Annotated in this window: 27 protein-coding genes and 2 pseudogenes; 3 read left to right on the top strand and 26 right to left on the bottom strand. The window is 52.3% G+C overall.

What is annotated here, in order from left to right; translation table 11 throughout:
* Positions 1-42: 42 nt before the first annotated feature.
* The 3 genes and pseudogenes from DWY89_RS10540 to DWY89_RS10555 form a co-directional block, all read right to left on the bottom strand.
* Entirely contained in the window at positions 43-882 is an 840-nt protein-coding gene (locus DWY89_RS10540; RefSeq protein WP_118523952.1) for a hypothetical protein, read from the bottom strand.
* Positions 883-1089: 207 nt separating this feature from the next.
* A complete protein-coding gene (locus tag DWY89_RS10545; protein WP_147353338.1) occupies positions 1090-2919 on the bottom strand; it encodes a DUF5702 domain-containing protein in 1830 nt (609 codons plus the stop codon).
* Positions 2920-3173: 254 nt separating this feature from the next.
* Positions 3174-3296, bottom strand: a pseudogene (locus DWY89_RS10555) (DNA polymerase IV); the annotation flags it as partial.
* Positions 3297-3494: 198 nt separating this feature from the next.
* Between DWY89_RS10555 and DWY89_RS10560 the strand changes: the two are divergent.
* The 3 genes from DWY89_RS10560 to DWY89_RS10570 are packed head-to-tail and all read left to right on the top strand — an operon-like array spanning position 3495 to position 5088.
* The gene (locus tag DWY89_RS10560; protein WP_002593750.1) at positions 3495-3932 is read left to right on the top strand and encodes a helix-turn-helix transcriptional regulator; all 438 of its coding nucleotides are present in this window, start codon (positions 3495-3497) and stop codon (positions 3930-3932) included.
* Between the two features lie 38 nt (positions 3933-3970).
* The gene (locus DWY89_RS10565; RefSeq protein ID WP_002593751.1) at positions 3971-4492 is read left to right on the top strand and encodes an ImmA/IrrE family metallo-endopeptidase; all 522 of its coding nucleotides are present in this window, start codon (positions 3971-3973) and stop codon (positions 4490-4492) included.
* Between the two features lie 11 nt (positions 4493-4503).
* Entirely contained in the window at positions 4504-5088 is a 585-nt protein-coding gene (locus DWY89_RS10570) for a hypothetical protein (protein ID WP_118524670.1), read from the top strand.
* Positions 5089-5331: 243 nt separating this feature from the next.
* Here the strand turns inward: DWY89_RS10570 and DWY89_RS10580 are convergent, their stop codons facing one another.
* The 23 genes and pseudogenes from DWY89_RS10580 to DWY89_RS10690 all read right to left on the bottom strand — a co-directional run bounded on the left by DWY89_RS10580 (position 5332) and on the right by DWY89_RS10690 (position 25420).
* A complete protein-coding gene (locus tag DWY89_RS10580) occupies positions 5332-6210 on the bottom strand; it encodes a DUF4261 domain-containing protein (protein WP_117471894.1) in 879 nt (292 codons plus the stop codon).
* Positions 6211-6222: 12 nt separating this feature from the next.
* A complete protein-coding gene (locus tag DWY89_RS10585) occupies positions 6223-7002 on the bottom strand; it encodes a hypothetical protein (RefSeq protein WP_117471896.1) in 780 nt (259 codons plus the stop codon).
* A gap of 20 nt (positions 7003-7022) precedes the next feature.
* Positions 7023-7247, bottom strand: a pseudogene (locus DWY89_RS14820) (hypothetical protein); the annotation flags it as partial.
* Positions 7186-8346 (bottom strand): hypothetical protein, encoded by a 1161-nt coding sequence (locus DWY89_RS10595; RefSeq protein ID WP_117471897.1) that lies wholly within the window; start codon positions 8344-8346, stop codon positions 7186-7188. The gene DWY89_RS10595 and the pseudogene DWY89_RS14820, both read right to left, overlap by 62 nt.
* Entirely contained in the window at positions 8343-8621 is a 279-nt protein-coding gene (locus DWY89_RS10600) for a hypothetical protein (protein ID WP_117472068.1), read from the bottom strand. The genes DWY89_RS10595 and DWY89_RS10600 overlap by 4 nt, the downstream gene beginning before the upstream one ends.
* Before the next feature lie 28 nt (positions 8622-8649).
* A complete protein-coding gene (locus DWY89_RS10605) occupies positions 8650-9513 on the bottom strand; it encodes a CbrC family protein (protein ID WP_117471898.1) in 864 nt (287 codons plus the stop codon).
* A 15-nt stretch (positions 9514-9528) separates the two neighbouring features.
* Positions 9529-16227 (bottom strand): DUF2185 domain-containing protein, encoded by a 6699-nt coding sequence (locus tag DWY89_RS10610; RefSeq protein ID WP_118524672.1) that lies wholly within the window; start codon positions 16225-16227, stop codon positions 9529-9531.
* A gap of 42 nt (positions 16228-16269) precedes the next feature.
* The gene (locus DWY89_RS14390) at positions 16270-17910 is read right to left on the bottom strand and encodes a hypothetical protein (RefSeq protein ID WP_181968290.1); all 1641 of its coding nucleotides are present in this window, start codon (positions 17908-17910) and stop codon (positions 16270-16272) included.
* Positions 17911-17919: 9 nt separating this feature from the next.
* Positions 17920-18219: a hypothetical protein gene (locus tag DWY89_RS10620; protein ID WP_243022813.1), complete on the bottom strand. Its 300-nt coding sequence runs from the start codon at positions 18217-18219 to the stop codon at positions 17920-17922.
* Positions 18220-18227: 8 nt separating this feature from the next.
* On the bottom strand, positions 18228-18638 hold the full coding sequence (locus DWY89_RS10625) for a hypothetical protein (protein WP_117471900.1): 411 nt from the start codon (positions 18636-18638) through the stop codon (positions 18228-18230).
* A 14-nt stretch (positions 18639-18652) separates the two neighbouring features.
* The gene (locus DWY89_RS10630; RefSeq protein ID WP_242990539.1) at positions 18653-19339 is read right to left on the bottom strand and encodes a hypothetical protein; all 687 of its coding nucleotides are present in this window, start codon (positions 19337-19339) and stop codon (positions 18653-18655) included.
* Positions 19340-19355: 16 nt separating this feature from the next.
* Positions 19356-19652, bottom strand: coding sequence for a hypothetical protein (locus DWY89_RS10635; protein ID WP_117471902.1), 297 nt, complete (start codon positions 19650-19652; stop codon positions 19356-19358).
* Positions 19653-19670: 18 nt separating this feature from the next.
* Positions 19671-20000 (bottom strand): hypothetical protein, encoded by a 330-nt coding sequence (locus DWY89_RS10640; protein WP_117471904.1) that lies wholly within the window; start codon positions 19998-20000, stop codon positions 19671-19673.
* Positions 19990-20433, bottom strand: a complete 444-nt coding sequence (locus tag DWY89_RS10645) for an Imm51 family immunity protein (RefSeq protein WP_117471906.1) — start codon at positions 20431-20433, stop codon at positions 19990-19992. The genes DWY89_RS10640 and DWY89_RS10645 overlap by 11 nt, the downstream gene beginning before the upstream one ends.
* 10 nt (positions 20434-20443) lie before the next feature.
* Positions 20444-20689, bottom strand: coding sequence for a hypothetical protein (locus tag DWY89_RS10650; protein WP_181968291.1), 246 nt, complete (start codon positions 20687-20689; stop codon positions 20444-20446).
* A gap of 11 nt (positions 20690-20700) precedes the next feature.
* Positions 20701-21291, bottom strand: a complete 591-nt coding sequence (locus DWY89_RS10655) for a hypothetical protein (RefSeq protein ID WP_117471910.1) — start codon at positions 21289-21291, stop codon at positions 20701-20703.
* Positions 21292-21308: 17 nt separating this feature from the next.
* Entirely contained in the window at positions 21309-21545 is a 237-nt protein-coding gene (locus tag DWY89_RS10660; protein ID WP_117471912.1) for a hypothetical protein, read from the bottom strand.
* Positions 21546-21553: 8 nt separating this feature from the next.
* Positions 21554-22513 (bottom strand): NTF2 fold immunity protein, encoded by a 960-nt coding sequence (locus DWY89_RS10665; RefSeq protein ID WP_118524673.1) that lies wholly within the window; start codon positions 22511-22513, stop codon positions 21554-21556.
* A gap of 11 nt (positions 22514-22524) precedes the next feature.
* A complete protein-coding gene (locus DWY89_RS10670) occupies positions 22525-23289 on the bottom strand; it encodes a DUF4241 domain-containing protein (protein WP_117471916.1) in 765 nt (254 codons plus the stop codon).
* Positions 23290-23292: 3 nt separating this feature from the next.
* Positions 23293-23640 carry a DUF6572 domain-containing protein gene (locus DWY89_RS10675; RefSeq protein WP_117471918.1) on the bottom strand — a complete coding sequence of 116 codons (348 nt, stop codon included), beginning with the start codon at positions 23638-23640 and terminating at the stop codon, positions 23293-23295.
* A gap of 5 nt (positions 23641-23645) precedes the next feature.
* Positions 23646-23972 (bottom strand): DUF5713 family protein, encoded by a 327-nt coding sequence (locus tag DWY89_RS10680; protein ID WP_117471920.1) that lies wholly within the window; start codon positions 23970-23972, stop codon positions 23646-23648.
* Between the two features lie 16 nt (positions 23973-23988).
* On the bottom strand, positions 23989-24528 hold the full coding sequence (locus DWY89_RS10685; protein WP_117566501.1) for a hypothetical protein: 540 nt from the start codon (positions 24526-24528) through the stop codon (positions 23989-23991).
* 25 nt (positions 24529-24553) lie between these two features.
* Entirely contained in the window at positions 24554-25420 is an 867-nt protein-coding gene (locus tag DWY89_RS10690; protein ID WP_243022814.1) for a DKNYY domain-containing protein, read from the bottom strand.
* Positions 25421-25530 lie beyond the last annotated feature (110 nt).

Genomic DNA, 25530 nt, shown 5'->3' on the forward strand with positions numbered 1-25530 from the left:
TCCGCCCTCTCACCCCTCCTTGATTCTTTCCGCCATCCGCACCTATCCACTTCCACAGTATGAACACACACCCATATATTCCACCTCTGATCGCCGCACCTTCTGCACATAATATGCCAATGACGAACAGTCCTGCTTTCCATGGTAAACCTCGCCGGACGGAAGAATATACACCATACCTCCCGCCGACACCGTCTTTCCACAGTATCTGCAAGCCTTATAACGGCATCCCCCGCTGTTTCTAAGCACCCCCGAAATTACATCTGCATACGCAGCCGCGGTGATCTGATTCGATATATAATGGCACGAAGGCGAGAGATGGTAGCGCGTACTGTCCCGCCCCACATAGACCCATTTTCCCTCCGGTTCTGAAGCGTTTTTCTCTGAGAAATACCCGCCTTCCGCCCCAATCCATCCCCGCTTCCGACTCCGGGAAGTAAGCGTCACATGGTCAAGCGCAAATACCGAGAATGGCAGCCGCACCTGATAGGAGGCGCGCAGGTCAATCCATTCTCCATCTTCCGATACGCGGCTGGCGCCACACTGGATATTGGACACTTTGTTCCCGCCCGCTGTCTGAATCTTCTCCTTTAAATATCCCTGCAGGATAAGCCCGGACGGAAGTTCTGACCAGCCCCCCGTTCCCTTTTCTCCTGCCTCTGCCGCTTTTCCCGCCTCCATTTCTGCCGGATGCACCGTATGGGATGTCCGATACACCTGCCATCCCAGTTCCCGCCCCGTCACTTCCAGCACCGTCTGCACCTTTCTCTGAGTATCCAGTATTTCCATCGGAACTGACAGGAGAATCACCGTAAACATAAACAATGTCAGACTAAGCGCCGCCTCAATCGTCAGGCTCGCACACAGGGAAGCAGAGGACAATGCCCTTTTCCAGGGTCGTTTTGTTACTTGGGCTCTATGCCGCCGAAGGACGGGTATCCCGACCGCACAGATACTTTCATTTATTCGTTTTGTTAGGTTAGTTGTCATCATCTTTTTTACTGGCTTTCTTTATGTACTTGGAGAGGCACATTCACTTGCATCATCTCCTGAAAAAGGACACTGTCCTCCACTCCCCTGTAATTGTGTTTAATATTCCTTCTGGGACGTTCTACGAAGCGGTATCAACGTTCCCTGTGCCGCATAGGACACACTTACCCCATACTGGCACTGATCCATCCGAAATCCCGGCTCTTTTTCTGAAATGCGGTTCTGAATCATATCCATCATCCGGTAACAGAAACGGCTCTTTCCCTGTATCAGGAAAAAGAGTTTCAGCCAGTCCTGGTAGTCCAGCCCTCTGTCGTCTGTCCCGTTTTTCAATGAAGGATCCGTCCCCGTTTCCAGAAAGATGGACGCGCCCTTTTCCGTCAGAGCAGAAAGCGAAATCTGCCACTCCCCCGGCTGTTTGAAAAAAGGAATTTTTCCGCCCGCCAGCAGAACCTTCACATCTGCCACCGACTCTGCAAACGCCCAGACTGTCATGATAAAGAAGGATGCCGCCGCCGTGATCGGTGTGATTCCCGCCAGCCCCGTGATTGCCAGCGCCAATGCTTCCGCCTCCGACCGTTTTTCAGAATCCGCATATAAAGCTGCCAGATTCACCGCCTCGCGCACAGCCAGAAGTTCATTGACGGTGCGTTTTAAATTTTCCCGCTCCGACGCATTTCCCTGTAAGAGATATTCCTGCTCATAATGGACACTTCCCGTCTTTTCCTGCCCGAACCGGGTAAAAAAATGCGCCGCATACGCATCTAAAAGAGCCCGTTCAAGCCCCGCCATCCAGACATCCCCAGCTGTCCCCCGCTTTCCGCTCTCTCCGTCTGCATACAATGCCGACGGAAATGCCTCGGTCGAAATCCATTTTTCTGAAATCACAGTTCCCGCCGGCACACAAAGACTCAGCAGATCCGTCCCCGACAGGCGGCTGACTGCTTCCAGCACATTCATTTTTTTCTTGTCTCGGACTGCCGGAACCCGGAAACGTCCATCCTTCTGAAAACCCGCTGTGATCGTCAGAACCGGCGCCCACAGCGCTTCCTCGTCCAGCTCATCGTCAGGCTCCCAATCATCGATATAATCCTGTATCTCCTTTCCTTTCCGGACTGCTTCTGCAACCACCTCTTCATTTCCGTGAGCCGTCTCTTCTGTCTTTTTTACCTCCTGGCGGCGCGCTCCATCCTCATCCAAATACGAACGATACCCCCGCATCTCCTCCTGTACCATGCCCCAGGAGGTTTCTTCCAGATCCGGCTGGGCTTCCTGCGCCCCTTGCTCCGATCCCTGCAGTTCTTTCGCAAGCCGGTCCGCCTGTTTTTCATACGCCGCAACCAGCCCCGGAATCTGCTTTAATTCTTTCTCTAAGCTTTCCGCCGATTGAAAGAACGAGCTTCCATCCGCCTGGCGAACCGCTGCCTCCATCTCCTCCAGATGTTTCTCCTGTTTTTGCAGGCAGGCTCCGATCGCCTCGATCGACTCTTCCAGACGCAGCACTTTTCTGCCATTTTCCTGATATCCTTCCGCAATTCCATGAACCGCCCTTGCTTCCGTCATCCGTTTTTCCATCTCAGGCAGTTCAGACTCCTCACTTTCCAGCGTCCAGACACCCACTTTCATATAATCGGTAACTTCCTTCGCAAAGAAATCCCCATTATGGCCGGTGATCGCATCCATCGCTTCGATCTGTGCCTTGCCGCCGCTGACCGGATAAAAGGGCGCTGCCGCCAGATATGTTTCCATCTGCGGCTCCATCTCCGCCGCCAGGCGCTCTTTATCCGCACATTCCAGCACAAAAATCCGGTATTTATCCCAAATCTCCCGGTGATAACAGCTCATCAGCGAATCCAGGGAGGAATTGAGCGCCATCTGCATATACCAGCCGCTTCCGGCTGCCCGGGCGGACTCAAACAGCCCGCCCATACCAGTTCGCTTTTATCTTGGATATAATCAAAATCTGATGCTATGTCCTGATCCGGTATATAGGGAAGAAAAATCACTTGCCCTTCATACTTGAGCCGCTCTTTATTTCTTCCAGAAAGGGTTTCCATTTCTTTTCGGATATCAAACTGTTTGATCCGATCCAATGTCTTCAAATATTCAAGACCTTTAGAGGAAGTTTTTGTCCTGCGCAACTCACTTTCATACAGTTCTCTGATTCTATAATCAATTTCCTTTCCATGACGGTTTTCTGTGGACCCGCACACTGCTACTGCTTTTCCCTGTAGCTCTGGGTTCAGCATCATTTCTACAGAAGCATAAAAACAGTTCATATCACTATGAAGGATTGTCCGATTCATATTCTGTACCCTCTTCCAATTTTTCCTAGCAAGTATTAGCACACTTATTCTTGACAGCTTGCACACTTACCATTATAATGTGCATATAGTCACTGATACTTGCCAACTCTTGCTAATTCAAATATTAGCAACTACATGCACACTTGTCAATAGCACAGTTAGCAAGTTTACGCACACTAAAACGAATGGAGGTCTGACATGAAATCTTTTGGTGCTAAAGTTAAAGAACAACGCGGAAATCTTGGATTAAGTCAGAAACAATTAGCAGAAAAAGCCGGAATGGGTATCCGGACAATTACTTCTTATGAATTAGGCGAAAGAAAACCATACCAGGCACAGCTTTATAAACTGGCAAAGGCACTGGAGGTATCAACCGAGTATCTGCAGAACGATAACATAGAGGATCCATCTTACGGCTTAGACCGCATGGAATATGTAGAAGATATGAGAAAAAATAGCGGAACCAGGGAGGCGTTGGATCTACAGAAAATGCTGGCTGAGAACACAGCTCTTTTTGCAGGAGGCACTCTAAGCGAAGAAGCAAAAGATGCTTATTTTCAGGCAGTTGCCGAAGCATACTATGACTGTAAAAAAGCAGCCAGAAAAACCTTTGGCAAAAAGAAAAATCCACAATAATCTTCTCCCGTAATATAGTCCGAAAGGAGGGAGCTGTTTTGACTATTCAATCCATATCTGAAGAAGTCAGACGGATCCAGAAAAAATATGGTGAATCGGATCCATTCCGTCTGGCACAGGCAATGAAAATTATCGTGGTATTAAAACCGATGGGAAGATATAAAGGGTGCTGCAAAGGATTTTATGTTCAGCACCGCAGAATCAAACATATCACAATCAACAGCGATTTACCGGAAGTGATTCAACGGGTCATACTGGCTCATGAAATTGCTCACTCCGTGCTTCATACAAACATAACAGCTGCGTTTCATGAATTTACACTATTTGACGATACAGATCGGCAGGAATATGAAGCAAATCTCTTTGCTGCCGAACTGCTGTTATCCGATGACTGCGTATTAAATGCATTAAACGAAGACCAGTTTTTCTTTCAGGCGGCCAAAGCTCTTTATGTACCAGCAGAATTACTGGACTTTAAATTTCGTGTCATGAAACGTAAAGGTTATAAACTGGAGTCTCCCATCGTATCACATGGGAATTTTCTGAAAACAATTGAATAGGAGGACTACTGATGAACGAAGATACTATCCGCGATATATATTATGTAGAACATAAATGGAACCCCCATTTTTTCTATCTTTCCCCAAAATCATTTTGTCAGGATCTTGAAAAAAATGGCTCCGATCTATACCTTGACTTGTTCCATGCCATGTATCAGGAAGAGTCTGATTATATTTGTCCATATACGGAAAACGATTTTTCCCTTAGAAAAAAACTTTGCAACAATGGGACAACTATCATCTATCAGCTTATTACTCCATCTCCTGTCCTCTCCCCTCTTACCCGGTGTGTCTATTTCTGCTGTCAATTAGATAAGCAGCAATATTTTTACTATACCTCTGAGCTAACACATACCGGTGATTATCTGCTATGCGGATGGACAAAGGATGAAGCACATCTCATTTTCCATTCAGATGCATCTACACTTGAGGAAGAACTGGAAGAAGTTAAAAAACTTTTTAAGGAGGTAGAACTATATGAGCGGTGTTCAGACAGACTGCAAGGTTTATGTAAACGTAAGAGCAGCCTTCCTTCCAGACGGAAAAATGCTTCCAGAAGAACTTACCTGGGAAGATGGAACGCCTTATACAATTGACCGCATTTTGAATGTGAAACCCTCTGTTGCAAGGAAAGCTGGAGGTCAGGGCGACTGTTATACAATTTTGGTAAACGGAAAGCAAAGCCATCTCTTTTTTGAACGCAGTACAAATTTAACGGGAACTTATATAGGCCGGTGGTTTGTAGAACGAAAATCTTAACCAAAACCCTTATATAAAAAAGATAGCTGTCATTTTACGATATAATGTCAACTATCTTTTTTATATGGCATCATTTTATATTAACGCATTCCAGACGCACACTCTCCCATATTAATGTCCAGCACCCCTCTGGGCGGCTGGATCAGGGCGTCCTCATACTGGCACTTCCACTGAATCTCCCGGCACATCTGGCCATTCGCCACGCCGTCTATGGTTTCCCCATCCTGAATGGGGTTATCATGCTCCAATATGTACGATGCCACATTGTAGGCGTGGTTTACCACCCAGTTGGGGTCCATGTCGTGGAAGTGGTACTGGAGGTCGGGCAGGAACAGGGTGCTCATGCCCACCGTGTCGATGAGCATATCTTCGGTGCCCTCAATGTTAAAGAAGCGGACATTGACGCCAAAGCGGATGAACCGATCCGAGCCTTCAATCTGGTGAGAACGCACATCCTCCGCCAGAAACAGTTTGCCGCAGTTCTGGAAATAGAATGCCTCACAGGTGGGGTATAGCTCCGCCAGAGCCTCCAAAAAGTCGGCATCCAGATTGGCACGCTCCAGCGCCGGAAGCGCCGCAGCCAGCATATCGGTGGCTACCACCTGATATTTGCACTCCCGGAAGATCCGCTCCCGGTCCTCCTGGCAATCCCACATCTGGCTCATCAGGAAGGCATCAAAGCCTTTGCCCTTGAACTTGTCGCATTTCATCACCATCAGCTGCACCGGGCATTTTCCGTCCTTGAACTCTGCAATATGCTCCTGTGCGGCAAAGCCGGCCATTTTCTTATCATAACAGAAACACTCGGTTGATCCGATGTGCTTCTCCATTACGGCAGTCATTTTTTCTTTATCCGGCATTTCTACCGGCTCTTTGAACAGCATCTGAATGAGATAGGGGCCTCCGGGCTGGGGACCTTTTTTGTCGTCCAGGTTTTGCTGGAAAACTTTATTGCTCATTTGGTTTCCTCCTTAATAATCCAGCAGGATGGGCACCTGCTGTTCCTCGGCAAACCGCATGGCTCGCCAGAACATGGAGAAGGCAAACTTGGCAAGGGATTGGGTGTCATACGGGGTGTGTTCCGGGATGTCCGCCTTGCTGTACCGTCCATCTGCGTCTATGGTTCCATCTACCGGGTATCCCTCAGTGTCGGCCCAGCCAAGGATGGTATCCTCATCGGCCTGCCACGCCAGCTGGTTCAGCTTCTCCAGTTCCTTCCGCAGTCCGCCCAGAGTGGCGATCACCGCCTGATCATCGGTGAGCAGAAGCGCCTGAAATAAGAAGGAATCCGCCAGAGGCAGCCACCAGGTAGCCCCACTGAACAGGGACCACACCCGCTCCTCGTCCGATGCAAGGCGGGCAATCAGGGGATGCTCCCCAAAGTCCCAGTCTTTCTCCACAGTAGGTGGCACCGGTTCCTCATATGTATGGCAGGCAGCCACCAGCAGCATGGCGCCGAACGCATCCCAATCCGGCTTGTCGGTGTAATATGGCTTCTCATTGTCCTCCGGCCAGGGGGTGTAGGGCGGTTGGTCCGGCTGGGAAATAGCTGCCAGAATCTGATCCCGCCAGTTCTCCACCGTTTCCTGAACCTCAGCCGGGGACAGCTCCTCCTCGTTGTCAGCAGGTTCTCCATCCGGGGTGATGCGGTTGAAAGTATATCCGTTTTCCTCCGCCCACTGTTGGACGATGGTTTTCCAGTTGTGAGAATAGTACCGTGTCAGTGTTCCGGCGTAGATGTCAAGTCCCATAAGTTTTTCTCCTTTTTTGTCTATATCATTTCATACAGCAGGGCAGCGTCGCCCTGCACCAGCTCCAGATGGGAACGCAGCGTTTCCAGTCCGCTTTGTACCGCCTCGGTGGGGAGGTTCCAGTCTGGGGCAATTTCGGCGGCCAGTTCCTGGAGATTCTGCTCCCGCTGAGCTGCCAGCAGTTTAGACGCCAGCTCTCCCGCCAGCAGAGCGCAATCCGGGGTATCCTCCGTCTGGGGAGCAGGAATAGATGCTCATGGCCCCGTAATCGGTGTGCAGAACAAGTCCGCTCCCAGTAAAGGCAAAATTCACCTGCCGCACCACAAAGGGGTCATCAATAGTGGCCAGCAGCTGGCCGCTGCCGATATCCCACAGCTCTATGGGGGAACTGCCACGATCCTGCTGAACAGCCATCAGGCTGCCCCTTGTCCGCACCATACAGGTGTCTGAAAAACTCAGCCCCTGCCGGACAGAAAACGGGAAAGGATTGTCTATCTCCTCTCCGGTCTGGGTCAGATAGAACTTACCGCCCACCGAGAAACACTGGTCATCCGGGGAGAAGAAGGGATGCCAGCCCTCATTGGGAATCACTACTTTTTGGGCAGATTTCAGATCGACCAGCACATACTCACCCTCGGTGACACGGTAGGCCGCTTTGCTTTGCCGGGGAGAGAGCATCCCAAAGCAGTAATAGGCAAAATTCGGATTCTTAGACTTCTTGCATTTTACCGTTTCCCGCCACACCTCTGTGTTGCTGCCAAAGTCAAAGACGATGATCTCCTCGCCCGTGTACCACAGGGCCAGGTCGCCGCTGGCATCCAGCATGGTCTTCATTCTGTTTTTCTTGTTGGCAAAAGGCGTGACCTCATGGGTGCGGAGTGAGAACTGCTGGAGAAGATAGCTGTTGTTCAGCAGCAGGGTATCATTGGGGCAGAGAACCTGCTCATAGGTCATCCGCTTGGCACCCAAAGAGACCGTTTCAAGAATCTCCCCGTTGCCATCGAAGTGATAAAGGATCTCGTCCTCAAAATCTCCGGCCATCCTCGTCAGGAAGAAGTCATCCCGTGTGAGAGCGGTAGCTAAGGGCATAAAACCGTTGCTATCCTTTCCGACAAACCGATGGCATCGCGCTTCTTCAACGGCGGCGTCCGGATTCTGATAGACAAATCCTTTCCGCATCTGGCCCATCATGGCGCTGGCCGCCTTGCTCTTGACCTGGAAGGCGGAGTCGCACAGAATCTCCTTGACCTTCCCGCTATTCAAGCAGGTTCGGATGGTATGTCCGTCAATTTCAATCCGCCACTGCTTATTTGTGGCGGGGTTGAGGAATGTTTTTTCAATCATGGTTTTGATTGTTCCTCCTTTCGGATCAGGATGCTTTTTCCCTCGGCGTTGATGCCATACAGGTCATCCAGATGGATGTGAAATCCATCCTCACGAATGGTTTCTGCCATACCCAGAGCGGCTTTCGCCAATAGGAGCAGCCCAGCCCGGTTTCCCGTTAATTCCAATTCATTTCCATCGGCATGAGTGGCAAAGGAGAGGTGGGCTTCCGGCTCCACTGGAAGGATGGGCAGTTGTTCATCATTGAATTGAATGGTCAGTGTTTTGGGGTTCATCACTTGTATCCCACCTTTTGAAAACTCCTCAATCAAAATCCATCCAAAGCAGGTGCTTTCCACAGTGGAGGCACTGGAACAGATAGCATTGCAGATGCCCGCCATTGACGGATTCCCGAATCATTTCTTTCTGCTCATCGTCCCACATGGGGTCGTCCAGCACCTCCTCCAGCACGCCCAGCGCCCGCAGTTCTCTGGCACCCACATAGCCCAAAAAGGCACAATAGTCGCCGCAGTGAGCGCGCCAGTATTCCTGCTGCCAGCCGGAATAGCCGGGAGTGCGGTGGATCAGCTCGTCCAGCTTCTCCGGATCGTCTACACCATCATCCAGAGAGAAATCATCTTGAAAACTACCATCATATTTCCGGGCCGCTTCGCCGTTGGCGATGCACTCTGGGCACAGATATGCAATATCCTCCACAGAAAAGAACGGATTTGTATAGAAAATATGGGTCATCTTGCCGCAGCAGTCACAGACAACGCCGTCTGCGGATTCCTCAAAAGCGCCGGTTGCCAACGGATTCGGATGATACCGGAAGGTGGGTAGGCCCAGCCGGGTCTGCCGCTCCTTCTCGTTCTGCTTTTCCTCTGGTGTTTTGGGCTTGGGGATGGCGTAATGATTGCCCCAGTTTTCCGCATAGTCCTTCAAGACTCCCAGCCGCTTGAGGGTCTTCTTGTCGGAACGATTTCCAATTTGGCAGAGCAGTTCGTAGGCGTCCTTCTTAAAGTCCAGGAGGTCATACACATCCACCAGCACTTCCTTGGCCTGCTGCTCCTCACTCTGCTCCAGTTCCTCCTTAAAAGTATAGAGAGCGCGGACACTGTCTGGATTTCCTTCTGTCTCCCGAAACTGCTTTTGTAGTTCAATATATTGCTTTAGGTATTCGTTCATGGTCACAACCTCCCATCAATCCCACCAGAAATACCAGACGGTGGATTGCCACAAGACATCTGCCAAGGAGCCAATGCTTCCATCCTCATTCTGATCCAGATCTGGGCAGAAGCCATATTGCTCCACAGCCACCTCCATAGCTCTTTCCTTGGAGATCGGAGTTGAAAGTTCAAACTCCAATTCATCGTGGCTCATGGCGGCAGGGATGGCACCATGCTGCTCGAACCAGTATTTTGCCACTGCCATCAGGTCCGGTGTGTCGGGACACTCATTCCAATTTCCAAAGGGCAGATAGGCGAATATCTCCCAGGGGTTCTTTACCGGAATTTTAGCCAGAATGAGCGGATATGTCATTCCGGTATCATCGTTCCAATAGTTTGCGAAGCGGTCGTTGGGTTCTCCGCCCTCCATCTCGCCCAGGACTTCCTCATCCCAGTCCATATCGTCATCCTCGGCTTCTTCCTTGCGCTGGCCGGTCAATTCCTCCAGAACCGCCTTGCCGTCTTTTACAGGGGCAGTCAGTATCTTCTTCCGGTACTCCTCCACGGTTTTGAGGTCAAATTCATAGCAGTCCGCATCATGCTCCGGGTCGGCGTTCATTACCAGGCATTCCAACAGCGTTTCATCATCCGCCTGGATAAGCACGGGAACAAAGCCCTCCCGTACCCCCAGCCGCTGGGCGTAGCTGTATGCCGACATGATGGGGTCATCATCTGCCATGGATGGGAAATAGGTACACTCGCAGTCCAGATACTCCATGATGGCCTGAGCCACCTCGGAAGGCTCCAGCGTATCCTCGTCGAAGTCCTGTCCCTGCCAGTTGGCGAAGCGTTCCTCAATCACTTGAGCCATAGCCTCATAGTAGTCCTCGTCAAAGGAGATGAACAGGTAGGCTTCATCTTGGAACTCATCGGAGTGATACCGCTCTGGGCCGAAGAAGCGGAGGGCGTTGTCGTCAACATCGGCAGGATAGTAGGGACTGTCGCCCTCTCCGTAGTAGTAGCCTGCAAAGGCACGGCCTTGCTGATTGAATAGCACAGAGAACAGACAGCCGTCCAGCTCATCCCGGATAAACTCCCGCAGATCCACGCTGACAGGGTCGGCTTTGACCTGTTTGGCCACTTCGCTGTATTCTTTAAGGAAGTCCTCGCCCATCAGGTCGTGCTCCATGCACCAGCGCAAGTAGATGGCCATGTGGTTGTAGGCATTGATGGGGGCAATAGGCAGTTCCTTCTCCTCAATGCTCTCAAGGTGATAGGAGGCATCGTCCATCTCGCCGTCAAAATCATCGTTAGAAAGGGTGCCTCTGGTGATGGCATCCTGGCGATCCGGCTCCACCATAAAGCTGATGCCGTCCATTTTGTCCAGCAAGGCATCCGCGTCATGGGCCATCTTATATTCCAATTCATCCCGGTAGAGGGGAAGCACCTGATAGAAGTTGACCTCCTCGCCGCTCGGCAGGATGCAGACCTCGCTGCCATCTTCAGTGTCCTGGGGACCGGTCAGAATGGCGGCGCACAGCTTTGTATCTTTTGCAAAGTCATCCTCATTGTCCATGGTATGGCCGAAGCCCAGCCAGGTATCACTGGCAATGGGCAGGCGAGCCAGCACTTTCAGCAGGCGGATGGGCCAGTACCACTTTTCGTCTTTCATGGACTCCTGATCCAGCTTCCAGTCCGCAGGCAGGGCGATAGCCAACTCCGCCCGCTCCAGCTTGTATTCCGCCAGCTTCTCCGGCACATTCATCCGGTGAGCGCCCATACCCATGGTGACCAGGGTGTAATAGTCCCGCTCCTCAGTGGGCGGCACCATGCAGATGTCCACATGGATGTCGGGAGAAACCAGCTCGTGAAACACATTCTCGATCTCACCGAAATACTGCTGGATGTGCCCCTCGACGGCCTCCATCTCCTCCTCAGTGTAGACTTCGGGATTACTGAATTCTTCCTCATCCTGCGTGTCATCATTGTCTGAGTGGTCGCAGCTGTCATCCTCCGGATCTCCCTTTATAGGCTCGTAACCAATCTTCAGGGTCATCTGTTCCTCTGGCAGAGAGACACCGGGGCTGCGGGTGATGGTGTGCTTATCGTCCGCAGAAAAACCGATAGTCTCGCCGTCTTGTAGCGTCACATCACACGCCAACACATAGGAGGCAAGGCTTGCCAAAAAGTCCCGCAGTTCCTCCGGCTCGGCGTCGGTGTTTAGCACCTCCATCTCTTCCTTGCCAAACACATCCATGCCGTAGGTGTAGCCGTTCAAGCCCCCCTCTCTCCGGTACAGGCCAAACCAGACCCAGTTGAAGATGGGTAGTTCGTCCTCTTTCATCATATCGGCAAGGCCCTCATAGAAACGAGGCTCAAATACCACACCGCTGGTATATATGCCGGTGGCGTATTTCTGCTTGCAGCACACTGCCAGCGCCTTGGTGAACAGCTTACCCCGTTCCAGCAGTTTTTCCTCCTCGCCCAACACAGCCACCATGATATGGGCCTTGTGCGCTTTGGCCGCTTCTATAGCTTCTGGCCACATATAGTTGTTTTCAGCGTTAATTTCCGCTTCATTGTCGGGGATATGGCCGTGGAAGAGTGTCGCAATCAGCATCATGTTGCCGATCCGCATTACCACAGCGTCATCACTGTTCTCATCATCTTCGTCGCCATCATCCGGCTCCTCATCTACGATGCCCCATTCTTCCCGCAGATCCCGGATCAACTGCTCCTTGTCCCACTCTGCTTTGGAGAGGAGCACAGACCCGGCAAAGGAGCCTTTACAGTCAGTTTCCTCCTCGTCAGCGTCATCATCTTCGTTAAGATCCTCTACATCTTCATCCAGATCATATAAGGATTCATGCTCCAGTCCGCGGATAAATTCCTCAAAGCTGTCTGCCAGATGGGTAATCTTGTAGTCGTTTTCCTGATCCACATGGACTACCGCAGGCTCTCCCTGGGGGCCGCAAGCCCGGTAGTCCAGGAAGATCATATCGTGTCCGGCGCTGGGACAGTCGCAGATGGCCACTCCGATGGCAGGATACTCCCACTCATCAATCATAAACTGGCTGCCCAATTCCCCGCAGAGGGAGTAGCTTTTTTCCCGTCCGATGCCGAAAATGCCGGTGATGGCCACATGGTCTTCTGCCCAACAGGTAGGCTCATCGCAGGGATAGCAGGTATTCACCGGAATGCCGCCGTTGTGTTGCTTCATCAGCCAGATGTAGGCGGCGGGCAGCTTGTAGCCCAGCTCCTCCTCCACACTGGCGATCAGCTCATCGGAAGGCGGCTCACTGATATATTCTTTCAGTGCATACCAATTATCATCCCAGAAGTTGGTGAGGTCGAAATCCTCAAAGGGGGTATCACCGGGCACGAATTTGGCCTTCTTGTTCCGGCTGCGCTGGCGTTTCCGGATCTCCTCCTTACACTCCTGAATCACCGCCGGGGCATCTGCGTCCTCCGGGTCCAGCTCTGCCCACCGCTGGGCGTAGGGAATGGCCTTTTCCTCCTGCCCATAGAGATACTGATAGCCGTAGGCCATCCGCATATTCCACTCTGACTTGTCCTGGCCTTCCTCCCGGACAGACTCCAGCACCTCAATGGCCCTCAGGAGGGCTTTGTCTCCCTTGGATTTCAAAGTACCCTCGTCATGGTTCCCGATGATGGCGTAGTTCTCCAGTGCCCGCGCCAGGGCGTAGGCGGTGCGGTAGTTCCGCCAGTCCTCCGGGATGGCATTCAATGCCTGAATACAGCGGGTGTACTCGTCCTCATCGTTCCACTGCTCCAACTGAGCGAAGAATGCTTCGGCGTTTTGTTGGGTATAAGGAATATAGTCCATGCCCGTCAGCGTCTCGTCCAACTCGTCATCCTGATTCTCAGTTTCTGGCCCATCATCTTGTTGCTTTAGGGGCACAGAACCTGCTTCACGGCGGAAGGTGTGGAAGATGGCCCATGGGATGTCCGTGCCTTCAAAGAACTCTTTCGCCATGTTCAGTGCCTCTCGGATGTCCCAGGCGATGAAGTCCACATAGCCGCAGTAGAGGCCGGTGGCCCCACCGGTAAGGGTGAGAACCTCCGGTCCGTCACCGGTGGTGAACAATTCCTCCAGCTTGTCCCGGAAGTCGAAGATCTTCTGACTGCCTTCCTCCTCCCGCAGGGTATCCAAGGGATAGCAGAAGAAGCCCGCCACCGCGCCATCGGCGTGGAGATCGTCCATGAAGTCATTGTCGACATTCAGATAGCCGTTGATGAGTGGCACACAGTTGGTGGAACCGGCCATCACATCCAGCCGCCAGTCGGCGTCCGGGTCCTGGTTGGGTTCCATTTTGTAGCCAAGGTAGCTCTCCAGATAGGCTTCCGGATCGGTGGAGAGTTCCAGCCCCCGCTCCTTCAGAGCGTCGGGAAGCTGGGACATAAGAATGGACGGCTCCGCCTTGGGTTCCACCAACACATCAAAGTTGTCTATGTATCTCATGTGTGGGATCTCGCCCAGCACCTGATCGGTGAGGGTGGTGAGCATCCACCAGGCCCGGCCTTCCTCCTCCCGGAGCATGGGCAGCAGCTTTTCGCAGTAGGCGGAGATGGCGAAGCTGTTTTCACCCTGCTCCTCCAGCCAGATCTGCACATCCTCCCCGGAGATGTCCCAGCCATCCTCGGTACGCAGGCCGATGTTTCGGATGGGCTGGCGGCCCACCAGGATGTTCCAGTGCTCCAGCACCTCTTTGGGGGCGTGCTTCTGGAAGTAGACCAGCTCAAACAGCTTGACCTTGTCCCCCTCCGGGGTGAGAATCAGCTCATGCTTTTCGCCATTGAAGCCCATTTCGAAGGAAATTTCATCAAAAACCAGATTCAGGGTTTCCTGCATTTGGGCCACGATCTCCGCACCACGGGTGTGATCCTTGTCCTCGTCCATCATCTGGCGCAATTCTGCTTCCATTTCGGCAAAGGTTTCCCACCAGTTCTCTGTCCGCTCTCGGAAGCACTCCGAGAACTGCGGCAGGGAAATGCCCTTCCCGCACCAGTCGATCAGTTCCTCAATGTCCTGTCTGGTGTTGAGCTTAGGATCATCACCGGGATGCAGTTCCAGAGCTTTTTCAAAATACCGCAGAGCGCGGCCCTCCTGATCCAGATAATAATAGGCATACCCCATGCGGAAATTCCAGGAATTAGTGTCTCCCAGTTCCTCCTCGTGGGACTTCATCAATTCCAGTGCCCTGTGAAGCAGCTTTCTTCCCTCCGGCTCGCTGGGGTCCGCCAGGTTGTTGTAGGCTCGCGCCAGCTCCATATCGATTTCCGGGGTACGCTCCTCGGCGGGGATGGCCTCCAGCGCGTCAATGATCTTCTGGTGTTTGCTCTCCTCATGCCACTTCTGGCACTGCTTCAAAATATCCATATCAGGCTCCTCCTCGTCCTCATCCGGTTTCCAGTCTTTGATCTGCTGGAACACGCCATTCTCATCCCGCTCAAAGGCGCAGGGAGCGGGCATATGCAGCAGCGGAATGATGTCGGAATCGTCGTTGCAGATCGTATTCAGCTTGTAGATCCCTGCGTTGTTGGGGTCGTCCATGTACGCCTCGCTCTCGTCACCAGCGGTGAAGCGCCAGCCGCTGTCCCAGCCGCCGTCCGGCTCCTCCCGGTAGCAGTAGCCAACCTTGCAGCCCTCCACCGTGATGCGGTTGGTGGCGATGCAGCCATCGGCACCTTCCCAGTCGGGAAGCAGACGTTTCACATCTTCCGCCTTTACATGGTAGTTCCGGTTACGGCCGGAGACTTCGTACAGCTCTTTCCGCAGCATCTCCACCTGATAAGCCATATCCGTGATCTCATCCTCGCCCATCATCTCACTGATGTCATAGGACAGAGGATCTTGGACAAAGTCCGCCAGGACCTTGTCCATGGCCTCGTGTTCCTCCAACGTGGCGGTGATGCGGATACGGCGGGCGGGGGTGTTGCACTCGTCCAGATCGTGGAGGTTCACACTGCCGCTGACGCTGCACTCCAGCAGGATGGCGGCCAGGTCGGTGACCACATCAATGGCGAAGTGGAAGTCCATCTCCACGCCATTGGAGTGGGTGAACTCCAGATACTCCACAGTCTGGCGGAAGTCCCAGTTCTGCTTGTCCAGACCGATCTTGGCGAAAATCTCGCTGAGGGGGATCTCCTCCTTTTTCTGATCCTCTAAAAATGCCACAAGGTTCAGACTGTCATCGGAACCGCCAATAAAGTTGCCCCAGTATTTTTTGATATACATTTGTCGTGCCTCCTGTTCTGAAGCCAGTCGCTCAATGAGCTGATTCAAGTGTTCCAACCATGCAGGAGCGATCTCACCGCTGTCCTCGTTCTTCCAAAGATCCACAATCTCACGGATGCCGTCCTCGTCCGGCACTTCGTTTTTGATGTCGGTGAGCTGACACAGCAGGAAGGCAAGGGCTTCTTTGGATGCTGTGAAACCGGTAACTTTATCCCATATAGCTTCTTCATGATCGTAGTCCAGCTTGCCGTTATCCTTCCATTGGAAATACAGCTCCGCCAGAGCCATCGCAGTATTGTCAAAGAGGAAGTCGATTTGTGAGAAGTCAGATCCCAGCATGACCTCCTCTTTCATCAGTTCGATCATCTCGCCCAGATCCATTACCGGATGCTCCGGTACATATTCATTTTTAAGGATGTCCAGTACATCCAGCCCTTCGTCACGCTCTAATGCTTTTATGCCCCATGCTCCCATGTCGGCACCTCTCTTTCTTTATTTTGTATCAAGCTTCTATTGTCAATCATAGTTCTCCAGCCGAATGATAGGCCGATAAAAGTCATAATCTCCGTTTAGTTCATTGTCCTCCTGCACTTCCGGCTTACAGTGGGGCGAACAGGGCAGGAAACCGAGAAATGGGCCCAGCCCACCGCAGATATTACATCCGCCATCGCCGCCGCAGGTGGTAAGCCTATCAGCCTGCACCACTTCCCGCATATAGGGATCGTAGGCGATGGACAGGCCGAAGAAGTTGGGTTCCTCCATGTCATAGGGCCGGTTCTCATCCTCATCCATGTCCTCAAACCAGTGCAGATGCATGGAGTAGTCTAACCCATCTCCCCATGGGAACAGGGTCCGACATCCGCCGCCACACAGGTAGGCCCACTCGTCCACCGTGGGCAGCGAAAGCCCCTGCTTTTCCAGCCTGGCAAGAAGCGCATTGTAGTCTGTGCGGTTATAAATCCAGGTCTGAAATCCATCTTCTGTCCGTTCTATGCGAGCCGACTGATGCAAGGTAAGACTGCTGCTGTCACTCCAGGCAAAATCCCGGAACTCCTTCAGCCAGTCAGGATGGGCGGTCAGTCTGGAATCATCTATCTTGACTGGCTCCCAGCAGAGTTCCTCCAACTCCCGGCCCACCAGCATGGGGCCAATGGCCGCCTGCCGAACGGGAGCCATGCTTTCCCGGATCATCTCCTCCGGGTTCTGCGGTTCCATCTCCCACTCCTGGAACAGATAGTCCAATTCCTCCCGGCTCTCCTGATTCAGTCCCACGGCAAACTGCTCCCAGCCCAGGGTGACGGTATCTCCGGGGACAAAGACGAACTCCCGGCCATCTTTCTCGAAGATGCCGGTGGTGCAGCTCTGGCCCCAACGGTCAAAGGTATGTAGACCGAGAAAGGTCATATCATAACGAGCAGCCAGGCTTTCCATCAGCGCCTGCTTCTCGGTGTTTTCCATTTGATTGAATTGGGTGCGAAATAGTTTTTCGTTCATGGAAAGTCCTCCTTCAATCCTTTTTGCGTGTTCCAGCAGATAGCTCCGACCATCCTGCTTGGCCCGTTCCAAGTATTGTGGAAGCAGGTCGGAATGGATGGCATCCAGTGAGACCAGAACGGCGATCCGCTGGTATTCCTGAAGCTCAGGAGAGTAACAGTTGCGCTCCCAAAACAGCGGAGCGAACTGTTCCACACAGTCAGGACGCAGAGCGGGCATCGCCAAAAGCGCCCGACGGCTCACATATTCATTGGGGTCCTTTGCGAAATCCAGAATTATGTCCCTGACTTTCTGACTACATGAGCATTCCGGCAGATAGGCGGCAAACTGCCACTTGGCCTCACTCTCATTGGAGGCTGAGGCCCTGCGGCAGAGGCACTCAAACCATTGGGGATGGGAAGTGGTTTCCTGTATAAATCCCTCCGCTTCGTTGTCCCTGGCAATTAAATAGACCATCTCATCCATCAGGACGCTGTCTGCCATTTCTACATTCATTTGGGTCAACACATGGCAAAAGGCATCAAATATATCATTCCACGCAGGGTAATCAACCTCCCACACACCGCCAATCTCCTCGGTGGTTTTTCCGGGATAAGTGATTTCCTGCCACTGATGAAATTTTCTTGCCTGCTCCAGCAGGCACTCCCTGATGTCCTTTGCCATACGCTTACCTCACGATTCTTTGCACCATTTCTCCACTTTGTCATTCTGAGATGCCCGTTCTACACTGCGAACCGCCTCTGTCAACAGCGCAGGAAGTTGATCCCTATCTGCCGTTTCATACTGCTTGACCGGATGCACCCAATCAAAATCCCGAATGACAAGAATGATATATCTGTCCTGATACCAGCCCATATCCCACAAAAATCCGTTTGGATATTCCACTTGCAGTATATCTTCTTTTTGTGTGTCATCCAGAAAGGTGACCGTTCCGGTGCCAAAATCCACCTTGCGCCACGCTTGAACCATCATTTATCCTCCTACAGCTTATCCCAATTTTCCTGCAAATCGCCCTGCATCAAGTGCTGGGCAATGGCTTGGTTCAGTTCCTTGCGGCAATAATAATCTTCCTGCTCCATGCCGCGAACGCATTCCTCCATCAACGCCTCCGGAGAAACTCCTTCTCGTTTGCCATAAAGGTGGCCGAAGGCATAGCACACTGACTTGAGAAAGCCGAAAATATAGTCATGATTTCCACGCATACTGGGTAGGTCGTTGAAGGAACCCATGCCTCCGTATGCCCGAAGGTGGTGGGCGACCTCCCGCCGCTGGGTCCAGTCCTCAATATCCCGCTCCAGCCAGTCGATCCAGTTTTCAAATTCAGGGTGATCAGCCAACAAAATTAGGCGCAGGCAAGACAGAGCCTCGGTATAAATATCTGTCTGTTTCATCAGATTCCTCCTAACTATTCTCCGAAATGTTCCAGATACAATTCCCGCACGGAATAGGGGCCTACAAGAGTCGTTTCCTGTCTGCCATCCCAGGAATACACATGAATTTTGCCTTCATCTCCAATGTATTGCTGATCTTCAAAGGGTGCGGGAAAGGGAAAACTCTCTACCACGCTCCAGTCGATCTCGGATTTCAACGCATCAAACTCCTCGCGCTTGAGCCTTTTGAAATTAAACACCAATGCTGACCCGATTCCATCGAACAGCAGGTCAGCATATTCTCTGGTGGTGATGCTCGCGCTCACATTGGCGGCATCAATATTGACATCCAGAACCTTGTTTCCGCAGTTTGTCCAGATTTTATCAGGAGAGAACCAGGTGGCGCGTTCCTCAGCGTCTGCAAAGTCCTCACGGGGATACCATCCGTTTGCGCTGTCCGGCTTGACGCCTTCCCGAAGCGGCCCGTTGTACGGGGAAAGCGGATAATATCGGTGCCGCACCGGATCAAATCGGTGAAACGAAATTTTCAGCAGATACCTATGCTTTTCGCTGCGCATGAGCTTATGGGGCTTCACGATATGTTCTTCGATCAAACTCCAAATGTACTCATCCACACGGATGGATACACGGGGGCGGCCGAATAGTATGATTTTGTTGGTGTCTGTATCCACATTGATCCAGACGCGATTGATCTCAACCATTGTCATTCCTCGCTTTTCAAAACGCTCCGCTATAAAATCGGCTTTCCCAGATAGCCTCAAATTCCGCTTTCTCTATGACGCAGGCGTGGAATTCCTCGCCCCAGACATGGGCGTTCAGTTCATCCACGGTGGGGATCGGCGTGATCTCGATAGCGCCTTCGTAAAGAGCAGGGATATTGCGGGTGCGGCCATCCGCAAAGATGTCAATGGAGCGGAGAGCCAGCCGCTCATTTCCTGTATCCACTTCATAGAGGATCACCAATGGTTCTCCCTCCGGTGCGTCCTCCCAAAAGAGCTTGATATATTCAATCATCTCGATACCCTCATCGTATCATTTGAAATAGTAATACCAATTCCCGCCAAATTCCCGGTCACATTCCTCCTGGGAGGCAAAGGTGCAGTCCTTGATTCCCTCAATGGGGTAATGACGCTTTATCAGCTGCTCTCTGTGATAGGAATTGATCTGTTCCGTCAGGCCGCTCCGCCGCGCCGTCTCTAATTGCGAGTCGGTGGCAAAGATGTAGGACACAAAGTAGTTGTCCGGCTGGATGTACCAACCAAACTCAATGGCCTGCTGGATGTCAGCGAAGTGATTTTTCACATCCTCCATGCAGGCTTCTATTACTTTTCGCCATGCAAACTCCTGCTCCTTATTTCTCATGTTCCACCTCACCTATACCCAGATAAGTCCGCATCGCTTTTACATCATCACAGGCCGCCCGGATCATTTTGGACAGCAGCATCAAATCGTCGATGTACTGGGAGTACACGCAGAACACATCCTCGTCGGAGTCGAAGTGAAACAGATCCACGCCGCTGTTACTTTCCTCGAACTCCTGGATCACGCCCCGGACAAGCTGTTCCCAGTCCTTGCTGCTGCCGATCAGTCCCAGTCGTCGGAATTCCTCTGTCCGGAATCCGTCGCTGATCTTTAGCAGAAGGGAGATCGCATAGGGGTGGTGGGGAATGAGAAAGAATGGCGCGATCTGCTCTGGTTTCACCCAAATTTTGAAGGGCGGGCGCAGATCAGGTATCCAGGGCAAGATTTCCCATTCGTCCTCTGGCCGGTTTCCGTATTGGCAAAGGTCTTTCATAGTGTTCTCCTCATTCGATGTCGCTTAGTTCTTCTTTCAAATCCAGTGGAGCACCGTCCAGAGATGTGATCTGTGACAGTTCTGTTTCTGTCAGATTTTTCAGGAAAATGCAGTATTCGTCCGGGTGGCCTCCCACAAACTCCATTTTAGGCATCCCGATCTGCTGTGGGTCGGTGATCCACAGGCAAGGCTCTCCCGTTGCCCAAAAGTGAGTCAGAGTAAGAATTTGGCCGTTGTAAATTACTTTCTGTTCCATTCTCATTTCTCCTACATTTTCTTCAGCAGCTTCACGATCCGCTCCCGATTCTTTGCGGTTTTCATAAAGGTTGGAAGATGATCGGCCTGGGTCTTTTTCGCTCTTCCCGGCGGCTTTTCCCGCAAATCGGCACTGAGATAGTCGATCAGATAGGCAAGGTGCTCCCGGTTGAGGGCCCAGACTGGCTTACCCTGGAAGGAGGTCAAAAACCAAAGTTCCAGGCCAAAATAGGGTTCTCGTCCGTTCTGAATATCAGCAATGTAGGAGAAAGCCTCCGCTGTTTTATGGACTTCTCCCGACATGATTGCCCCGCAATAGGGACAGGCCACATGGAGAACGGAAAAGTGCTGTTTTGCTGTATCTTCAATATCCACTCGGTAGTACCTGCCGCAGTTTTTGCATTGGTTATGAACATCATAGCGGTAAATCGTCCAGTCACAGATTTCCTGATGACCGCAGCTCAGGCATCGGAAATAGGCGTTGTCATCATCCGCTGTCACCACACCTGCGCCGTGGCACTTGGGGCATTTCACCTGGATGCCGGTGGCGAGGGCGCTGTAGGCACTATATGTAAAGTAGGGTTCATCAACAATTCGGCTCATGCGCCCACACACTCCTTTCATCCGTCTTTCTCTAAATAAAATCCCCATACGCAGTTGGAGAACTCTCCAGCAGCAAAGCGGTGGATCTGCCCGTCAATCTCTACCTGCCAGACCTCGAAGGTATGGTTTTGGTGATAGATCGGGTCTTGGACTTTTACTCGCTTCCCAGTGGGTTGCCAGTCGTAGTCAAAGATGTTCACACCGAACAATTTGCATTGACCGTCCGAGCCAAAGGTTTCATATTCCCAAGCCATGTGATGCCTCACAATCCTGTTCGCTGCCAGCCGTCCAGCCGCTCCTGCACCGCATCGATCATCCAGCCCTCGCCCACGCGCTTCATGAGGAAACGACGGTCAAAGCCGGTGTTTTTCTCTCTGGTGTAAATGTAGAGCTTGTTTTTGGTAATCTGCTCTGCGTCAAGGAATTCTTCCCCGTTGTAGGTGCCCTGGGCGCTGTATGAGAGGCCCAGAGGTCGATAGCCCGGACGGGGCTTTTCGCTCACATACTTCTCCCAAATTGCCAGCACGCGGGGCACAGCATCAGCATCTTCAAACCCAGCCTGCTCCATGTATTTCTCCCATTCTGTCATCTCGGCAAAGAAAGCGGACAAGATTCTGCGACATTCTTCCGCCGCCTGCCCATCCAGTTGGACGGGCTTTTTGGCCTTTTCCCGTTGGAGCTGGGAGAAGTGTTCCATCTGCTTCTTGGTGAATTGCACATGGGATACCGGCTCAATGCGGTTGTTGCCGGCGCTGGCCAACAGGCCCTCATAGGTAACGGCGGTATGGTCGATCTGGATGTGGGAGAGCTTGGGGATGGAAGCCGCCTGGAGCAGACCGGCATCATCCAGCCCGGTCCGGTTAAGGGTCAAAAGGTCCAGCTTGCAGCCTTGCAAGGAGGACAGGCCGCTGCCGTGAATGGCGGCGTTGCCGTCCAACAGCAGATAGCGCAGCTTGGGCATAGCAGAAAAAACGGGAAAGCAGGCGTCGGTGAGCGCACCGTCCTCCACGCCGAAGTTGGCCATGCTTTTATGCCCGGCAAAGGGGGCAAGCAGTTCATCGGTCACCAGATAGCCTTTCACATGAAAGCCCACCAGGGTGTAACCGGCCAGCTGCTCCATGATCTCTGCGGTCAGCTCCGGGACTTCAAATTGCTTTTCCCCATCTAAGGTCAGGACACCGCTCTCCCAGTTCACTGTCCGCGCCCGTTTCGGTAATTCCATAGTGCGCCTCCTTATTCCTGCTCCTTGTAGCTGGCTTCAATGTCGATGAAGCGCACATACACGGCGCAGACTTCGCCCTTGGCGTCGTAGCCGAAGTAGACGGGATAGTAACCATCACCCCAGCCGGAGGAGAAGATGGGCAGGTTGCAGTCCGTGTCCGGCACTGTCCAGTTGAGCCAGTCGCCGCAGTCCCCCTGATATTTGGGGTAGGCTTGGGCGTTTTCCTCCAGTAAGTCGCAGAACAGGTCGTTGTAGGGGTCAATGTCCGGGGCTTCCTCCAGCCGCTTAGCCCAGTATGTCTTGAAAGCCGCCTGGGTCTGGATGTCCGCAACGCAGCCCATCCCGGCGTCTACGCCAAAGCCAAAATAATCGTCCTCATCCAGTCCCTCGTCCAGATCTTCTTTGCCCGTCATACCCAACTCATAGCGGACAGGCTTCTCCCGACTGACCTCCACCTTGACACAGGCGTAGCGGTCGCCGTATTTTTCACTGGGCACCACGCAGATCTTTACGGGATAAGTCCCGGCGGGGATCGTCTGGATTAAGGGCGGTGTATCCTCCAGCTCCACCAGAGGATCGCAGGCGAAGATCGTCCCGGTAGGGAAGTGGACGGCACCAATGTCCAGCACATTCACGCCCATGTTCCCAATCACTTTTTCTGTGAAATGAGCGTCCAGGTCCGTTTTGCAGACCAGTTTATCCTTGATTGATTCGTATTTATTTAGCCATTCGGTAGTCGGCATAGTGGTTTCCTCCTGTTGATTCGGTTTAAGCATCGGTCAGCTCTCTACAATGCGAACCTGTTTTCCTCCAATTTCTATTTCCAGCTCTACGCCATAGTCCTCTGCCCAAGCAGGGCACTTGCTGAGCAGGGCCAGGATGTGCTCATCCGGCTCCCGGCCAAGGGTCACACGCAGAATTACGGGCCGATCCCCATATTCCTTTTGAAATTCCTCGCTCTGGGTGTGGTTCAGATAGCCCTCCATCTTGTCCAGCAGGGCCTTCTGCGTTTCCGGGGAGCCGTCAATAAAGCCATTGCAGACCAAAACCATTAGAACTTCTCCGGTTTTGGTTTCTGCCAGAATGTCGATCTTATCCAGTTCGCCAAACATTTTTTCAATGGACATCGTTTTCACCAATCCCTTTCCCGGATGGCCTCCTCGGTGTCAATGGGGATGCCAAACCACTCCAGAATGTAGGCCACTGTTGCCGCGATACATTCCCGTGCCACCGTTTCGATCTCGCTGTCGTTCTCGTCAAACTCCTCCTGGAGATCATTGATGCCGCAGACCGCCTCGTCCAGCGTTTCCTGCACCACTTCGGTATCGGTTTCGCCGCCTTCCAACAGGTCGATGACCTTCTGAAGCTCGTCCTTTACCTTGTCTACCAGAAAAGCAGGATAGTAATCGTCCTGATACATCTCGTCCAGCAGTTTATAATTCGGATCAAATGTTTTCATCGTGATTCCTCCTTTCTCATTCAAACATCAAACCGTATGATTCGGTCAAGCTTCCGTCGTCCTCGTGGAATATACACTGATACACGGGCTCACGCTGGGTTGCTTTGCGGAACCGCTCCAGAACCGGAGCCAGCGGCTCACCGGTAGGGATACCGAGCGCATCAGACACCCGCCGCAAGCTATCCATATCTTCCAAGTTTGTGTTACGCTGTCTCTGCCCATATTCCTCCAGTGTTTTGGAATCTACATACTGCTTTGCGTCACAGCAGTCGTGCCAGCAGATACAGCTCACAATCAGGGAAAAGAGAGCGTCCATGCTCTCGGCCAGACGGCCTGCCTCACCTTCGCTGCTGTAATATCCAATGGAGCCATCTTCCAACAGGTGGTATTCTCCGCCGGAGCCATCTCTGGCAAACGCCATGCCGGGCATTGAAAAGGTGCATCGGCCTTCCGCGTCATCCCGCGGGGATAACTCATCCAGCAGGAAGAAGTCGAACAGCGAATCAAATTCCTCTGCCAAATCAGGGTTTTCATGCAGTATTTTCAAATAGTCCATTGTCGTTTTCCTCCGTTTACGGTTTTTAGGTTATCTCGTGCAGCCTTTCCAGCCACAGTGTTTCGTCTATCATCTCATCGTTCTGGTAAAAATGGTCTTTGTCGCGGGCCAGATGATCGGCAAGCGGAGCCGCATCCATAGGAGTGCAGACTGTGAAACTGTCCCGATCCGCCCCCTTGATCTCCCGGTTGAGGTAATACACCCGCTTGGCATCGCGGGAATACCAGTGCCCAAGTAGTTCCCAGGAAGTCAGCTCTGCCTTTGGAAGCTGTTTGCCGTAGGCATAGATCCGTTTCTCATCCCTGGCAAAATAGGTATCGCCCAACGAGCGGAAAGAGGAAACTTCCGCGCCCTTGATGATTTTCACCCTGCCGTCCCCGTTATGAAAGTAGACCTGCCGGCTGTCCTTTGCATATCCCTGGGGCGCACCTGAATCGTTCTGGCCATTGTCTAATACCTGGAAGGCTGCCAGATCTACATCTGGAATTCTCCCGCTGGTGGTGTAGACGGCTGCTTTGTCAATCGCGTAGGCATAGTTTAACACCCGAAACGATGCCGGGACTGCTCCACGCAGGCGAATCCCGCCGAGAAAGCAGGCCGTAGAGGATTTGCCCCAGTAACGCCAGCAGCAGAAGTCTTTGGGCGCAACACCCTTCAACAAGCCGTTTTCATATAGGCCAGAGAAATAGACGGCTCCATCCCGAAGGAAAAATTCGTTGTCCACCGGCTCTGTGTTGGTGATTGGTTGCAGCGTTTCTTCGTGCTCGGCTGTGATGCTCAGTTCAATCTCATCGTCGCTGTAAATCAAGTAGAGCCCATGAGGAGCCTTTCTATCGAAATGCAGTTCAATGTCATGGTATTTGAGGATCAAAGGTTTCCCATCGCTTTTCATGGTGGAAACGGCATCAGGATTCCCGAAGATTTCTATGACCTCATCCTGCGATATTCCGAATTTCAGCGGTAAAATGTCCCGCGGATTCTGTAATATTTGATTGCGCCAAA

This window comes from Clostridium sp. AF27-5AA, from assembly GCF_003478415.1.
Taxonomy (GTDB): Bacteria; Bacillota; Clostridia; order Lachnospirales; family Lachnospiraceae; genus Otoolea; species Otoolea fessa.

Coding starts and splice junctions, on each gene's coding strand:
- DWY89_RS10660 (WP_117471912.1), bottom strand. CDS start 21,545: ATGGCTTGGGAATATGAAACCTTTGGCTCGGACGGTCAATGCAAATTG.
- DWY89_RS10635 (WP_117471902.1), bottom strand. CDS start 19,652: ATGATTGAATATATCAAGCTCTTTTGGGAGGACGCACCGGAGGGAGAA.
- DWY89_RS10610 (WP_118524672.1), bottom strand. CDS start 16,227: ATGGGAGCATGGGGCATAAAAGCATTAGAGCGTGACGAAGGGCTGGAT.
- DWY89_RS10630 (WP_242990539.1), bottom strand. CDS start 19,339: ATGGTTGAGATCAATCGCGTCTGGATCAATGTGGATACAGACACCAAC.
- DWY89_RS10600 (WP_117472068.1), bottom strand. CDS start 8,621: ATGAACCCCAAAACACTGACCATTCAATTCAATGATGAACAACTGCCC.
- DWY89_RS10645 (WP_117471906.1), bottom strand. CDS start 20,433: ATGAAAGACCTTTGCCAATACGGAAACCGGCCAGAGGACGAATGGGAA.
- DWY89_RS10665 (WP_118524673.1), bottom strand. CDS start 22,513: ATGGAATTACCGAAACGGGCGCGGACAGTGAACTGGGAGAGCGGTGTC.
- DWY89_RS10670 (WP_117471916.1), bottom strand. CDS start 23,289: ATGCTTAAACCGAATCAACAGGAGGAAACCACTATGCCGACTACCGAA.
- DWY89_RS10690 (WP_243022814.1), bottom strand. CDS start 25,420: ATGAAAAGCGATGGGAAACCTTTGATCCTCAAATACCATGACATTGAA.
- DWY89_RS10625 (WP_117471900.1), bottom strand. CDS start 18,638: ATGAAACAGACAGATATTTATACCGAGGCTCTGTCTTGCCTGCGCCTA.
- DWY89_RS10655 (WP_117471910.1), bottom strand. CDS start 21,291: ATGAGCCGAATTGTTGATGAACCCTACTTTACATATAGTGCCTACAGC.
- DWY89_RS10570 (WP_118524670.1), top strand. CDS start 4,504: ATGAACGAAGATACTATCCGCGATATATATTATGTAGAACATAAATGG.
- DWY89_RS10675 (WP_117471918.1), bottom strand. CDS start 23,640: ATGTCCATTGAAAAAATGTTTGGCGAACTGGATAAGATCGACATTCTG.
- DWY89_RS14390 (WP_181968290.1), bottom strand. CDS start 17,910: ATGGCAAAGGACATCAGGGAGTGCCTGCTGGAGCAGGCAAGAAAATTT.
- DWY89_RS10680 (WP_117471920.1), bottom strand. CDS start 23,972: ATGAAAACATTTGATCCGAATTATAAACTGCTGGACGAGATGTATCAG.
- DWY89_RS10595 (WP_117471897.1), bottom strand. CDS start 8,346: ATGATTGAAAAAACATTCCTCAACCCCGCCACAAATAAGCAGTGGCGG.
- DWY89_RS10560 (WP_002593750.1), top strand. CDS start 3,495: ATGAAATCTTTTGGTGCTAAAGTTAAAGAACAACGCGGAAATCTTGGA.
- DWY89_RS10605 (WP_117471898.1), bottom strand. CDS start 9,513: ATGAACGAATACCTAAAGCAATATATTGAACTACAAAAGCAGTTTCGG.
- DWY89_RS10580 (WP_117471894.1), bottom strand. CDS start 6,210: ATGAGCAATAAAGTTTTCCAGCAAAACCTGGACGACAAAAAAGGTCCC.
- DWY89_RS10545 (WP_147353338.1), bottom strand. CDS start 2,919: ATGGGCGGGCTGTTTGAGTCCGCCCGGGCAGCCGGAAGCGGCTGGTAT.
- DWY89_RS10650 (WP_181968291.1), bottom strand. CDS start 20,689: ATGGAACAGAAAGTAATTTACAACGGCCAAATTCTTACTCTGACTCAC.
- DWY89_RS10620 (WP_243022813.1), bottom strand. CDS start 18,219: ATGATGGTTCAAGCGTGGCGCAAGGTGGATTTTGGCACCGGAACGGTC.
- DWY89_RS10640 (WP_117471904.1), bottom strand. CDS start 20,000: ATGAGAAATAAGGAGCAGGAGTTTGCATGGCGAAAAGTAATAGAAGCC.
- DWY89_RS10685 (WP_117566501.1), bottom strand. CDS start 24,528: ATGGACTATTTGAAAATACTGCATGAAAACCCTGATTTGGCAGAGGAA.
- DWY89_RS10585 (WP_117471896.1), bottom strand. CDS start 7,002: ATGGGACTTGACATCTACGCCGGAACACTGACACGGTACTATTCTCAC.